The 13,202-nt window shown below is 37.2% G+C and carries 20 protein-coding genes and 1 riboswitch; of the genes, 6 read left to right on the plus strand and 14 right to left on the minus strand.

Annotation, left to right across the window (positions count from 1 at the left end):
* Positions 1-70: 70 nt before the first annotated feature.
* Positions 71-628 (minus strand): elongation factor P, encoded by a 558-nt coding sequence (gene efp, locus BLR15_RS04215; RefSeq protein ID WP_092984988.1) that lies wholly within the window; start codon positions 626-628, stop codon positions 71-73.
* A gap of 19 nt (positions 629-647) precedes the next feature.
* The gene (locus tag BLR15_RS04220; protein WP_092984990.1) at positions 648-1,703 is read right to left on the minus strand and encodes a M24 family metallopeptidase; all 1,056 of its coding nucleotides are present in this window, start codon (positions 1,701-1,703) and stop codon (positions 648-650) included.
* A 102-nt stretch (positions 1,704-1,805) separates the two neighbouring features.
* Here BLR15_RS04220 and BLR15_RS04225 point away from each other — a divergent pair, with 102 nt between their 5' ends.
* From BLR15_RS04225 to BLR15_RS04240, 4 genes are all read left to right on the plus strand, one after another.
* On the plus strand, positions 1,806-2,372 hold the full coding sequence (locus BLR15_RS04225; protein ID WP_092984992.1) for a membrane lipoprotein lipid attachment site-containing protein: 567 nt from the start codon (positions 1,806-1,808) through the stop codon (positions 2,370-2,372).
* Positions 2,373-2,391: 19 nt separating this feature from the next.
* The gene (locus BLR15_RS04230; protein ID WP_092984994.1) at positions 2,392-3,300 is read left to right on the plus strand and encodes a DUF1385 domain-containing protein; all 909 of its coding nucleotides are present in this window, start codon (positions 2,392-2,394) and stop codon (positions 3,298-3,300) included.
* Positions 3,297-3,515, plus strand: coding sequence for an SA1362 family protein (locus BLR15_RS04235; protein ID WP_092984996.1), 219 nt, complete (start codon positions 3,297-3,299; stop codon positions 3,513-3,515). Before BLR15_RS04230 ends, BLR15_RS04235 begins: the two co-directional genes overlap by 4 nt.
* A gap of 182 nt (positions 3,516-3,697) precedes the next feature.
* Complete coding sequence (locus tag BLR15_RS04240; protein ID WP_245696580.1) at positions 3,698-4,084, plus strand: rhodanese-like domain-containing protein; 387 nt, start codon at positions 3,698-3,700, stop codon at positions 4,082-4,084.
* A 49-nt stretch (positions 4,085-4,133) separates the two neighbouring features.
* Here the strand turns inward: BLR15_RS04240 and gcvT are convergent, their stop codons facing one another.
* The 8 genes from gcvT to BLR15_RS04280 all read right to left on the minus strand — a co-directional run bounded on the left by gcvT (position 4,134) and on the right by BLR15_RS04280 (position 9,510).
* The gene (gene gcvT, locus BLR15_RS04245) at positions 4,134-5,216 is read right to left on the minus strand and encodes a glycine cleavage system aminomethyltransferase GcvT (RefSeq protein WP_092984998.1); all 1,083 of its coding nucleotides are present in this window, start codon (positions 5,214-5,216) and stop codon (positions 4,134-4,136) included.
* A 74-nt stretch (positions 5,217-5,290) separates the two neighbouring features.
* A riboswitch (glycine riboswitch) is annotated at positions 5,291-5,380 on the minus strand.
* Positions 5,381-5,462: 82 nt separating this feature from the next.
* The gene (locus BLR15_RS04250; protein WP_092985000.1) at positions 5,463-5,969 is read right to left on the minus strand and encodes a shikimate kinase; all 507 of its coding nucleotides are present in this window, start codon (positions 5,967-5,969) and stop codon (positions 5,463-5,465) included.
* A 158-nt stretch (positions 5,970-6,127) separates the two neighbouring features.
* Positions 6,128-6,562: a competence type IV pilus minor pilin ComGF gene (locus BLR15_RS04260; RefSeq protein ID WP_176754048.1), complete on the minus strand. Its 435-nt coding sequence runs from the start codon at positions 6,560-6,562 to the stop codon at positions 6,128-6,130.
* Entirely contained in the window at positions 6,522-6,824 is a 303-nt protein-coding gene (locus BLR15_RS13975; RefSeq protein ID WP_176754049.1) for a hypothetical protein, read from the minus strand. The genes BLR15_RS04260 and BLR15_RS13975 overlap by 41 nt, the downstream gene beginning before the upstream one ends.
* Complete coding sequence (locus tag BLR15_RS04265) at positions 6,781-7,236, minus strand: prepilin-type N-terminal cleavage/methylation domain-containing protein (RefSeq protein WP_176754050.1); 456 nt, start codon at positions 7,234-7,236, stop codon at positions 6,781-6,783. Before BLR15_RS04265 ends, BLR15_RS13975 begins: the two co-directional genes overlap by 44 nt.
* A complete protein-coding gene (gene comGC, locus BLR15_RS04270; protein ID WP_092985038.1) occupies positions 7,190-7,501 on the minus strand; it encodes a competence type IV pilus major pilin ComGC in 312 nt (103 codons plus the stop codon). Before comGC ends, BLR15_RS04265 begins: the two co-directional genes overlap by 47 nt.
* 34 nt (positions 7,502-7,535) lie before the next feature.
* Entirely contained in the window at positions 7,536-8,525 is a 990-nt protein-coding gene (gene comGB / locus BLR15_RS04275; protein WP_245696583.1) for a competence type IV pilus assembly protein ComGB, read from the minus strand.
* 28 nt (positions 8,526-8,553) lie between these two features.
* Entirely contained in the window at positions 8,554-9,510 is a 957-nt protein-coding gene (locus BLR15_RS04280; RefSeq protein WP_092985010.1) for an ATPase, T2SS/T4P/T4SS family, read from the minus strand.
* A gap of 80 nt (positions 9,511-9,590) precedes the next feature.
* Here BLR15_RS04280 and BLR15_RS04285 point away from each other — a divergent pair, with 80 nt between their 5' ends.
* A complete protein-coding gene (locus BLR15_RS04285; RefSeq protein WP_092985012.1) occupies positions 9,591-10,310 on the plus strand; it encodes a hypothetical protein in 720 nt (239 codons plus the stop codon).
* A gap of 139 nt (positions 10,311-10,449) precedes the next feature.
* Here the strand turns inward: BLR15_RS04285 and BLR15_RS04290 are convergent, their stop codons facing one another.
* Positions 10,450-11,289: a hypothetical protein gene (locus tag BLR15_RS04290; RefSeq protein ID WP_092985014.1), complete on the minus strand. Its 840-nt coding sequence runs from the start codon at positions 11,287-11,289 to the stop codon at positions 10,450-10,452.
* 66 nt (positions 11,290-11,355) lie between these two features.
* On the opposite strand from BLR15_RS04290, the gene BLR15_RS13830 reads away from it, so the two are divergent.
* The gene (locus tag BLR15_RS13830; protein ID WP_143003926.1) at positions 11,356-11,628 is read left to right on the plus strand and encodes a hypothetical protein; all 273 of its coding nucleotides are present in this window, start codon (positions 11,356-11,358) and stop codon (positions 11,626-11,628) included.
* Positions 11,629-11,724: 96 nt separating this feature from the next.
* On the opposite strand, the gene BLR15_RS13980 is transcribed toward BLR15_RS13830, so the two are convergent.
* The 3 genes from BLR15_RS13980 to BLR15_RS04300 all read right to left on the minus strand — a co-directional run.
* Positions 11,725-11,898, minus strand: a complete 174-nt coding sequence (locus BLR15_RS13980) for a hypothetical protein (protein WP_176754051.1) — start codon at positions 11,896-11,898, stop codon at positions 11,725-11,727.
* A gap of 43 nt (positions 11,899-11,941) precedes the next feature.
* Positions 11,942-12,352 (minus strand): YolD-like family protein, encoded by a 411-nt coding sequence (locus BLR15_RS04295; RefSeq protein WP_092985016.1) that lies wholly within the window; start codon positions 12,350-12,352, stop codon positions 11,942-11,944.
* 574 nt (positions 12,353-12,926) lie between these two features.
* Positions 12,927-13,202, minus strand: a 276-nt coding sequence (locus BLR15_RS04300) for a transposase (RefSeq protein WP_143003927.1), incomplete at its 5' end; no start/stop codon positions are given.

Genomic DNA, 13,202 nt, shown 5'->3' on the forward strand with positions numbered 1-13,202 from the left:
TTTATATAATTTTACTTCAGTGGTCATACCAATTCAAGTAAAAATAATAAAAGCAGAGAAAACTCTGCTTTTATGCTCTGGATACGTACGCACCCTCGTCTGTATTAATTACTAAAACATCACCCTGGTTGACAAAAAGTGGGACCTGGATCGTTAAACCTGTCTCAAGTGTCGCTTCTTTTGTAGCACCTGTTGCAGTATCACCTTTGATGCCCGGTTCAGACTCTGTCACTTTCAGTTCAACCGTTTTCGGCAGTTGGACTCCCAGAGTTTCACCTTCATACATGATGATATTGACATTCATATTTTCCTGTAGAAACTTCAGCTCATGTTCCAATTGGTCGGCCTGAAGCTCAACCTGGTCATAAGTATTGTTATCCATAAATACATGGCTGTTTCCGTCCGCATATAAATATTGCATCTTTCTGTTATCAATTTGGGCTTTGCCTACTTTTTCGCCTGCTCTGAAAGTTTTTTCCTGAATCGCGCCTGATCTTAAGTTTCTAAGTTTACTGCGTACAAAAGCAGCACCCTTACCTGGCTTTACGTGCTGGAAATCTACAACCCTCCAAATACTGCCGTCTGTTTCAATTGTTAATCCTGTTTTCAAATCATTTACTGATATCACTGTATCTTCCTCCTCAAGTTTATATAATAAATAAATCTTTTGAACTGTGGGTCAGTTTTTCAAGACCTTTACCCGTTACCAGACAGTCATCTTCTATTCTGACTCCGCCTACATCGTCGACATATATACCCGGTTCGATCGTAACGCACATGTTTTCTTCAAGAATGGTTTCACTGCTTTTGGCAAGTGCCGGCCCTTCATGAACTTCAAGCCCGAAACCATGACCGAGTGAATGTCCGAAATTATCTCCGTAACCATAAGATGTGATGATATCACGCGCAACTTTATCAGCCTCTGAACCTGTCATTCCATTTTTAATATCATCCAGCGACTTCAGCTGTGATTCGAGTACTATATCATATATTTTTTCCATTTCATCGGAAACCTCGCCCACACCGAAAGAACGGGTGATATCAGAGGCGTATCCTTTGTAGTATGCACCGAAATCCAAAGTGACCATATCGCCGACTTCTATTATTTTATCCGAAGCAACGCCGTGTGGCAATGCACCGCGGTAACCGCTCGCAACAATCGTGTCAAAACTCGCACCGCTTGCTCCCAATTTGGTCATGTAACCTTCAAGTTCATTCTTTACCTGCATCTCACTAATACCCGGTTGAACATACTTTAAAATATACTCATAGGATTCATCGGCAATTTCACATGCCTTCTTAATCAATTCCAATTCATCAGTTGTTTTAAACATTCTTATTTTCTCAACTTCATTTGTCAGTGGGATGAGTTCGAAGTTTTCAGCAAATGCCTTGTATGTATTGAAGTTTACATGCGCGCCTTCAAAACCGACAGTTTTAAGATTTTTTTCTTTTAGAAATTTGATGATGAAATCTATCAGACCTTTTTGCTGCAATACAAATTCAAAGTCTTCAGCCTCATTTTGAGCCTGGGCATTATATCTGAAATCCGATATTAAATATTTTTCATTTTCAGTTATGATGACCGCGCCGCTGGAACCTGTGAAATTAGAAAGGTATCTTCTGTTGTACGGGCTCATTACAAGCAGCGCATCCAGTTTTTCTCTCTTAATCAAATCATGTACTTTTTCGTATTTAATCATCTTTTCACCTCAAAATAGATTTTGTAGTTTCAAATATTCTTTTTCATTTATAAGTATGACATAACATGTTAAAATAATAAAATGATGTTAGGGAGATAAAGTATGAAAAAATCAATCTTTTTATTCACAATTATTCTCGTTCTCGCTTCATGCGGCAGCCCTTCAGCAGAAGAACAGCTGTCATCGGCAGAAGCAGAGAAAGAAGAGCTGGAAAACCTGCTTCAGACAGAAACAGTCAAACTTGAAAGAAACTCAGTAAAGCTGGAAACGCTGGAGACTGAAATATCCCAGGCTGAGACATCACAGAACGACGACAATGTCCAGCTCTATATAGATACAGTTGATGAATACACAAGCTCGCTGGTCGCTGAATTGGAGTCACTCAATGAACTGATACAGGAAGACAGCGGTACTGAAAATTATAATAACCTGAATGATAACATCGATTCAATCATTCAAAATATCGATGAAACCATCAGCACTTATGAAACGGAAGTCAGCAGCCTTGAACTGAATGAAACATTGTTGAGAAGGCATAACTCACTTGAAGTTGCACACGCTGACATGTCAGGTGCACTGGAACAGATAAAAACGGGTGCTGCAAATAATGATACAGAAACAGTTCAAGAGGGCATTGCATCTTTAAACAGCATCAGTGAATTTTATTAAAAAGGAAAGTAGCGAGAAAATGGGAAAAACAAAGTTTGGCGGTCAGGCAGTCGTAGAAGGTGTAATGTTCCAATCCGGAAATGACATGGTCACTGCAATCCGCAGAAATAACGATGAAATTGAATACTTTGAAATGAAACGTCCGCAGAAGAACTGGGTACAGAAATTGAAGAAAATACCGATTTTGCGCGGCAATGTTGCGATTATTGAATCCAGCATCTTCGGTATGAAGCACATGGAATATGCTACAGACCGTTATGAAAGAGATCCGGAGGACGACATAAATATAGAATCTGAAAAACAGTCTGCGAACATGGCTAAAATTGTGTTATCCACTGTAATTGTCGGTATATTGTCTTTTCTTATCGGTAAATTTATATTCACACTGGTTCCTGTATTTGTGGCAGAACTGTTTTCGGGTATCATCACAGGCCACTTCGGACAAGTCGCACTGGAAACATTTTTCAAGTTGCTGCTGCTTCTTGGATATATTTATGCAATATCCTTTACACCGATGATTAAACGACTGTTCCAGTATCACGGGGCAGAACATAAAGTGATCAACGCATTTGAATCAGATAAAGAACTCACGGTAAATAATGTCCAGGAACACTCAAGACTGCATTACAGATGCGGCAGCTCATTCATACTGTTTACAGTACTGGTCGGCTTTGTAGTTTATATGTTTGTACCGGTGGAACCGTTCTACGTGCGTATACTGAATAGAATATTATTAATACCGATCGTCCTGGGATTATCTTTCGAAGTGTTGCAGCTGACAAACAAACTGAGAGACGTTCCCGTCTTGAAATGGCTGGGACTCCCGGGGTTATGGCTACAGTACCTGACGACAAAGCACCCTGGGAATGATCAGGTGGAAGTGGCGATTCACTCATTCAACCAATTATTACGGAGGGATAAAGCTTGAAGAAATTTTTGCTCTACTTGTTTATAGCCGTTGCCATCATAGGATTGATATTCAATCTCGACATGGTAATGAACATGATTCTGAGCTCTCTCATTTTCATTTTGGTGCTTGGTGCTGTTCTATACGGAATATATTACTTCTTTATACAGACCCCCAGCCAGAGAAAATATAAACGGGCGCTCAGAAAATCCAGAAGAAAACATAGAAAGAAATGATTCAAAGCACCTGGCAGGGTGCTTTTTCAATTCAGATATCCAATCTCTAAATGATAATTGACTTGATTTATATCATCACCCATGTCACCATTACGAAACTTATTCCATCACTTCCCTCTTTTAAATTATATTAAAGTTAATTATAATGTTAAGTGTGGATGTATTTATGAGGAGGACGAAAATTGGATACTTGGTTAATAATATTAATCGTACTCGTTGTACTTATTGCTCTATTATTAATAAATGGTCTTCTTAACATGAGAAATGTTAAAGCACTGCCGGAAGACGAATTTAAACAAGACATGAGAAAAGTACAATTGGTCGATTTGCGTGAAAAGGAAAAGTTTGAACATGGTCATATACTGGGAGCAAGGAACATCCCTATGATGAATCTGTCGATTAAGATGGGCTCATTAAGAAAAGATAAGCCGATTTATTTGTATGACCAGACAGGCAGACTTTCTATCAGAGCTGCAAAAATGTTGAAGAAAAAAGGATACACGGATGTGTACATGCTGAAAAATGGAATCAGTAAGTGGACTGGTAAGATCAAGTCTAAAAATAAATAAAAGCAATTCTCCAATGAATGGAGAATTGCTTTTTTAATATCTGATTCAATTAGTTTTTATGAAATGGTGCCTTAACGAATTTAGCTTCTACATCTTTGTTACGTATTTTGATGATGAACTCTTTTTCAAGTTCATGAAAGTCTGTATCGACCATCGCAAAACCGATTGAACGTTTTGTAGCTGGTGACTGTGTACCACTTGTCACTACACCAACCTGGTTGCCTTCTTTGTCAAATACTTCATAGCCTGTACGTGCGATACCTTTGCCCGTAATTTCAAAGCCTTGAAGTTTACGTTTGGCACCTTCTTCTTTTTGCTTCTGTAATACATCTTTACCGATGAAATCACCTTTATCGACTTTTACAGCGAAGCCCATTTTTGCTTCAACCGGTGTGATTTCTTCAGTCAGATCCTGACCGTGAAGTGGCAGTCCGCCTTCAAGTCTTAAAGTATCACGTGCGCCAAGACCACATTCAACTGCGCCTTCTTCTTTGAAAAGTTTCCAAAGAGCCAAAGTATCTTCGCTCTTACAGTATATTTCAAATCCGTCTTCACCCGTGTAGCCAGTTTGTGAAAGGATTACATCTTTGCCATCAACTTTGAAATCCTGTCTGAATTCAAACATTTTGATACCGCTGATATCTTCTTCAACATGCTTTTGAACCATCTCTCGTGCATTCGGCCCCTGTACAGCAATCTGACCGTAATCTGGAGATACGTTCTCAACTTTTACATCGAAGCCTTCGATTGATTTCAACCATTCAAAGTCCTTATCAGTATTGCCCGCATTCACCACAAGAATGTACTCATCTTCATCTAATTTATAAGCAACTAAATCATCGATTACTCCACCTTGTTCATTACACAGGAAAGTATAATGTGCTTTAACATCAGTGAGTTTAGTGATGTCGTTTGTAAGTACATGGTTTAGAAACTGTACTGCTTCTTTACCTGAAACTTTGATTTCACCCATGTGACTTACATCAAAGATTCCTACATCATCTCTTACTGCATTGTGTTCCTCTTTGATACTCGTAAATTGTACCGGCATTTCCCAACCGCCAAAATCAACAAGCTTTGCACCACTTTCATGATAATATTCATTCAATGGTGTTTTCTTTAATTCAGCCATAAACTGTTTTCCTCCTTAAAATAAATGAAACAGAACAACTGGTCCGTTGCCCTGTTGAGTAACCTTCAGGAAAGCGTCACAATACTGTTCTTTTGCCTGAGAGATTCACCTGTAAAGGCTTGCTCCTTCGGCGACGACTCAACGTGCTCTCCAGTATTGATCGTACGCGAAATGTTGCTGTTCCAACTATACAACCTCATTATATCAATAAGTCGAATTGTTAGGCAAGCTTTAACATTCTGATTGTCACAAGCTCAGGTCAAGATCTTCCAATTCGAGTATTGCAGCTTCTATTTCTGCCACTTCGAGAGCGGCATCCACCTGATAGTGAGACGTTACTTCATAAAATTGCAGTCTCGATTCATATAATTCCCTCGTCGCATCATAGCCATTTTTCAGCATTGGCCGTCCCTCATCATTTTTAACACGCTCATACAATAGATCGAACGGTGCCGAGAGGAAATATACATTATGGTTTTTATTACCTTTAAGAAGGTCCCTTGACTCTTCATATGTAATGATGCCGCCGCCTGTTGATATGACGGCATCGGTATTGCCGATCACTTTTTTCAAAGCTTCCTTTTCAATCTGTCTGAATCCGTCCTCGCCCTGATCTTCAAAAATCGAGCTGATCGACTGTCCGGTCTCTTCTTCAATATAATGGTCGAGATCTATGAATTCTTTACCTGTACTTTGAGCCAGACGTTCACCAACCGTCGTCTTACCGCTGCCCATAAAACCTGTTAAAATCATCTTTTCACCCTGCTCCGATTATTTTATTGATGTAATTCTCATATATCAATATTAAATTTGTTCTGATTTCAATCACCATCATGTATCTATTATAGAAGTGAAAGTAAACAGATATCAAATAAATCAAGACGATATAGAGCGAAAAGCTGATAAATCCATCATTTTCTAATAATAATTTCTTCATCTAATTCTCCATTGGTTTTAATTTTAAGTTTTATAAATCGCTTTTCGTCAATAATATTCCATGTGGTGACATCAAACAGCATTGTGATAAAGCCTTCATTATTGATACTTTTTATAATTCTGGCATTATTCAGCTGATACTCTATTTTTCCGCGTTCCGTTTGAAAAACAATTGAATCACGATCACTTTTCTCTACTGATTCAGAAGACTTAGAAGTTTCAATGATATCCATTATGAAGATGTCGCCGTCAAGGTCGGTATCAATCATACCAAATTGTGAAAACACACCAAAAGTTGCAGGTAAAATAAATGCAATCAAACTGATGACTGAAAGTGAAAATAAAGTTTCCAAATATGTGAAACCGCTGCTATTTGATACGGACGCATAAATCTTCTTTGATTTTGTCACAAATCTCACCCTGCCCCACCAAAAAATTATCATTATCTTCTTTAAAGTCTTCAAAATTATCATATCCTGAAAGTGAGATGTATAACTCTCTATTGAACTTCAACTGTGATTGAGTACTGCTGTCATATTGAACAAGGACAAGCATTGCAGGCAGCAGTATGTTTGTAATCACTAAAAGAGTCATCAGTGACAGCAGTGAATCCACCAATAAAAAACCGTCATCGTTCAATTCTGAATTGTCCTTTTTGAATCTGAAATACAAATCGAACATCCTCCCCGCTGCAATTAAAAATTACCGCTCCAAACGCATTTGTGTTACCTGAAGATAGATAGTTGAATCTTTTAAGACCACCGCTCTTCAGTCTGCATGTTGTCAATGGATACTCATAGATATCTTCACGGTCAAGTGAACGCACAGTCAATTTATGATCCATATGATCGATCAAAACAGTATGGGCTTTCTCTTTCTGTATGCTTCTGGTCTGAGCTGCCTTGAAGAAATACGAAATATTGCTGATTTCAGTTTCTTTATCATTTTCGTTGTAGTCAGGTATCGTATTGACAGAGATAAGAAGTATGACGCTGACAACAAGAAGTGTCAACATCATCTCCATCATAGTGAATCCCTTATTCTCTTTCAGCTTGTCCATTATTGACCACAATATTAACGCCATTGGCACAAGTTGTCTGCTCATCTGTGATATAGCCGCCGGCAGTCAATGCTCCGATATTTGCCGGATCCGCTCCCTCATTCAATGTATAGGCCTCCACCTGACTCTGCACCATCTTCACCTGGGCGTCACAGCCGGTGTCCTGGACATTTGAACTCTGGGCTGCGATATTCGGAATGATGAGTATGATCAGGACGGATATGACCAGCAGTACGAGAAGCATTTCGATTAGTGTAAATCCATCTTCATTCTTAACAAATTTTTTCATAAAAAGTTTTCTCATAATATTAAATCCCCTTTTTTTAATTTAGCGTAGACATCATCTGGAATATCGGTAACATTATGACCAGATACAGGCAGACGATCAGTACTCCTAAAATACTGAAAATGACGGGTTGTATTCTTTTAGTTAAGTTTTCTATACGCATAATTATTTTCTCCAAGGTGTACTCGCTGAAAATAACAAGTTCTTTACCCACTTCACTGTTTAATTCGCCGTGACTGATGAAAACGGATAGCTTCTCATCGAGTATGGGAATATCTTTTACGGCTGCTGACATTGAATTGCCCTGGTTGAGTTTTAGTTCTATCCTGATTGCGATGTAATTTAAATAAGCACTTAATGATTGATTTTTAAATAATGCAATGATTTCTTTTACTTCCAGACCATTATTTATAAAATAGCCAAATTCTCTTGAAAACCGGTATGTGTGGTAATGCACCACATAAAATTTCAACAGCGGTAATTTCAATAAAATCCTGAGCTGTGTTTCAACACTGGCGAGTTTTATTATCAGAACTATGATAATAAAAAGCACAGTAAATAGTGCTATCAACCCGATAACTGCGTTTGGAAGCAGTTCGAGCATGACTGTAAGCACACTGACGATTCCTTTCGCTTCAGTGCCGATGGAATTATAAAGGGACTGGAACTGGGGGATGACAGTATAATTCAATATGATCAGCATGACTATGAATATACTGACCAGAAGAAGTGGATACTGTATTGATTTAATCAGTTTAGAAAATGTCTTCCGCCTGTTATCAAGGTATAATGCCGATTCCTTCAGATTATTGATCATCTCCCCGTGAATCTCAGCAAAGGCAACCTGGATGATAATTGATTTTCCAAAGCCGAGCATCTTTAAAATATCGCTGAGTTTTTCACCGTTATCAATCAGCCGTAATGCCTCCGCTTTCGTGTTAGGTTTTAAAACATCGTATTGTTCAAGGAGGAATCTTAAAGCGTTGTACATAGTGAAGCCGTTTTCCATCAAATTGCTCAATTTCAATAAAAAATGACTGTCATAAATACCAAGTTTATTTGAATTTTTGATTATAGTATGAAAATTCTTCATCGTTTAAATGTCCCTCATTTTTAAGTGTAAGCAACCTGTCATCAAGCGTTCTGTAATTCACTTTCCTGCCAAGTAAATGATCATTGACATCAGAAGCCGTCAAATATTCGTATATTATGAAACTCTTCGACTTTGTATGAAGTATTCTCTGGTTTATGATCAGGGATATGCTCTGTTTCAGTTCCTCATCATATAAATCGAAATCCTTCAGGCGGCTGATCGTACTGACAGCAGATTTGCTGTGGAATGTACTGAATACGAGATGCCCTGACAAACTTGCCCTGAGAAGCTCCCTTGCAATCGTTTTGTCTCTTATTTCACCAAACATCAAAACATCCGGATCGCATCTCAACGCACCTCTTAATAAAGATTCATATGATATGTTTGCCTTATCATTGATTTCAACCTGCACCATCCCATCAATTTCATATTCTATCGGGTCTTCAATACTGATGACCTGTCTTGACCCCTCCTTTATGACTTCATTGATAAGATTGGACATCAAAGTGGATTTACCGGAGCCCGTCGGTCCTGTAAAAAGGATCAGACCCTGGGACAGTCTCATATAATCTTTAAAAAATTCGAATTCATCCTTATTTATGAATAACGATTCCGCCGGCCGCTTATCCAGTGAATCCAGTATTCTGATCACTACGACTTCATCCATCAGTGTTATAGGCAATGTGCTCACTCTCATGACAAGCTCCTGATTTTTAATCATTAAAGAGGTCTTTCCGCTTTGAGGGATTTTGTGCTCATTAATATCAAGTTCAGCGATAAATTTTAAGAAATTCACCAATCGCTTGAATTCATCTTTTGATATTTCCTGAAAGTCTGCCATCTTACCTTTCTGCCGAAATTTTATCCTGCCACACTCACTTTCGAGTATAATGTGAAAGATTGTGATAATGTCAGTCATTAAAGGATATGCGTGACCATCATGTGACTAAATAACTAACTTATGTATACTTGAAATAACAATATTTAGGAGAGATATTTATGGATGCTATTTTAGGTATTTTGGTTTTATTAATGGTTCTTAGTTTACTTGTAGGCACTTTCGGAGTAATCGCTTTAATTATTATGGCAATATCCAAAAAGGGTTTAAAGACTCCTGGTATTATTACTGGCTCGGGTTTTGGTATTTTTGTTATTGCGACCCTCGTCATTTTAATCATTTCAATCGGCAACAATGACAACACAACATCGACAGCAAACTATCCCACAAGCAGTTCGGATGCGCAATCATCTGATGGAACTGAAGAAGTTGATGATACAGAGTATGAAATAACAGATGAACAACGAGAAGAGTTTAACGAGGAATACGATGAGAAAATGGCAGAAGCGAGAGAAGAGCGTGAAGCAGAAGATGGTACTGACTCTGAGGATTTAGACAATTACCGCGCTGATGTGGACATCAGAGATATTGAGCGTAACCCTGATGACTACATGAATGAACTAATTACTTTTGAAGGTAAGATTATACAAGTGCTTGAAGAGGATGGCGTAAGTGCTTATAGAATCGCTGTAAATGATGATTATGATCGTGTGGTACTTGTTAGTACGCAATCGTCCAGTTTAGAAGAGCGATTACTTGAGGATGACTATGTAACAGTTTATGGAGAGTTCACCGAATTGATGACTTATGAGACGGTTGTCGGTGGTTCGAGGACAGTGCCGTCGTTTGTGGCAGCAGGAGAGAGAATTGAATTGCAATAAAAAAACAACCGCCCGGGATTCCAGTCCGAGGCGGTTTTAATCATGGTCTACTCCAATGACCACAATCAAATTATACGAGATTAGCATAGTCATAGTATACCATAAAAAAAGCCACTCTCGAAAGGATGGCAATTATGTATCAGTCATATCTTACATTATCTAAAATGTTGTTTATTAATAGTGCTGTTTTCTCTCTTCCGTACATGCCATTGTGTCCGTCTGGGGAACTGTATAATATATACTCAACTTTTTCTTTATCTTTTTGACTTCTTCCATTTATGTATTCTTCAAAAATTCTAAACTGTAGTTCCACATCTTCTCTGCTGTCTCTATTTAATAAATATACTACATTAGGTATATAATTTGAGTTATGCATTTGTTCTATTATATTAAAACGTTCACTAAACATAGATTGTAATTTATATTCATTAAGCCCAGCAAAATTAGAGTTAATTAAATTATAATATCGTCCACCTTGACTAATGCTTCTAACATGTATTTGAGGATTATTTACAACGGCGGTGCTATTTCTATGTAAGATTGACGCGGCTAAAGATAAGTGTCCCCCGGCAGACGAACCGTAATACACTGTTTTCTTAGGATAAACTTTAAGAAACTTAGATAACTTAATAATAATCTCGCTCATCAAAGGTAAATAATACAGTTCTTTATTACCAATACCCCAACCAACTGTAATTCCATTGTCATGGACCGTTGGGTCATCGACAAATATACAATTAGCATTGTAGTCATTGTACCAACTGCTTCTAGCAAAAATGGGGGGCTGGTTTTTGGTAGGATCATAAGCACCATTAAAGAAAACAACTAAATTATCATTATTATTTTTCAAAATAATTTTGAATTGGAAAGCTACTCCTTTATGAATAATTTTTATAATATTGGGATTAGCTTCCTTAATATGATGATACTTTAAATCTTCGAAGTTCACCGTTAAAGTTTTTTCTTTAAAAATTACCATCGCTATACCTCTTTCTAATAAATATTAAATACATTATACTATATTTTAATACATAATATTGAAAGGTTGATTAAAATAGACAATATAGTTAGTAACTTAGAGAACGACTTAAGGGAGCAAATAGAATTATTCAATAAATCAACAACTGCCGCTCGAATCTACCTCAATAATAAGACTAGAGAAATTCAAACTATAACATACCAAACTCTTAATGATTTCACAGAATTTAATAATGATGTGATTGTGCTACTTGCCAAAGAAAATGGAGTTCAAGAAAATGTAACACCTGATGATGTTCTGAGAGTAGCTGAAAGAAGTCTTAGATTTGTAAAGAAATAATAGTAAAAACAACCGCCCGGGTTTCCACACCTGGGTGGTTTTTAAATTGCAACAATCCAAGTCACAATCATATAGAACATTAATGCTGTGTATTGATTATACCACACCTAAACCATCGGCCAAGCGTTTAAAATCTTCGTCCGTGAAATCCATTACAACCACTTCATGATTTGCTTTCTTATTCTCATACTTATCTTTAGCTGCTTCAGTAGAATGAAAGATTTTAACAGCATCCCCTATCGTACATACCAGTGTTGTGTCTTTATCCATATTAAACCATCCCCTTGTTAAGATGATTTATTATAGCACGTGATCAATCGATTGAGTATATATCTTCATCGCTGATTCTTACTATTTCATAAATGTGGGTAAAGTTAATAGTCAATAAATTCGTACCTTTACTCACAGTGATTGTTTGTCCCCAATTCTCAATGTATTCTAACTTACATTCAAGTTGTACCTCGTAACCTGAATCCCAATAGCGTAAAACTAATATCTTACCGATACTGTTTCGTAACGTAACTTCGAGTTCCTGCAGCTCATCTTGTCCAAGCGATGGTTCTGACACATGTGTCTGTCGTTCTATCATTCTGTCCACTGCTTCATATTGTTCTGGCATGGTTGCAAACGGCGCCCATTTGATCATGCCACGGCCCTGGGGGATGTTGGAGTCGAGTTCTGACGGGTCCATTTCTCGATAGTCCAGTTTTTCGTTTACTCTCATGGTTATCACCTCTTAAGGATGATTATATCGAACATACGTTCGTATTGCAAAGCATAAAAAAGCCACCCTCTATTTTAGATTAGAGAGTGGCTTACAATATCTCATTGGGGGAGATATCAGATGATTAAAATATAATGGAGTTTGCATGGAATGTAAAATTGAAAGAAATAGAAGTCATTTTAAATAGTAGATTATTAAGTCATATTATTTTTGAATTGTGTTAATATTGATCGAGATAAGAACAAAAGGAAAATAGAAAAGTTGCTTAAAAATAAAAATATAATTGATAAATATGACCCTAATACCATTTTCCATTTAAATAAATTAAACTCATTCAGAAAAGATATATAGCATATAATAGTAAAAATAATTAATGTGATACCACTTATCAATATAACTATTGTATTAAATTTAAATTCTTTATACAGGGTGTTCTCTTTAAAGAAACTATGCAAAAACCTGTTTTCTTTCATTGATAATATTACTGTTATACTTGTGAATCAATTTCATAATTGCTCTTTTTAAAAATACAAAGACCTACAGAATTCCTAAAATGTATTTTAAAAAACAGAAATCATGCAGCTTGTTGCTGAATGAATTGAGCATCGATGCGGTCTGCAGCCAACTTGGATGCATTGTAAACAAGTGTCACCATGTCAAAATGAATTTTTGCGCGTTTTCCGGTACGATATCGAACATTGTTCAGTTGAAAGAATTCCTTAAGGTATGCATTGACTCTTTCTACCGCAGTACGGCGTTTGAAAATGTTTTTCCATGCTAGAGACCCACGGGCTGGTGCGGAATATTTCCTGAGATCTGTTGTTATTTTCATTTTGAAAACTTTTTGGCA

This window comes from Lacicoccus qingdaonensis, from assembly GCF_900101075.1.
Taxonomy (GTDB): Bacteria; Bacillota; Bacilli; order Staphylococcales; family Salinicoccaceae; genus Lacicoccus; species Lacicoccus qingdaonensis.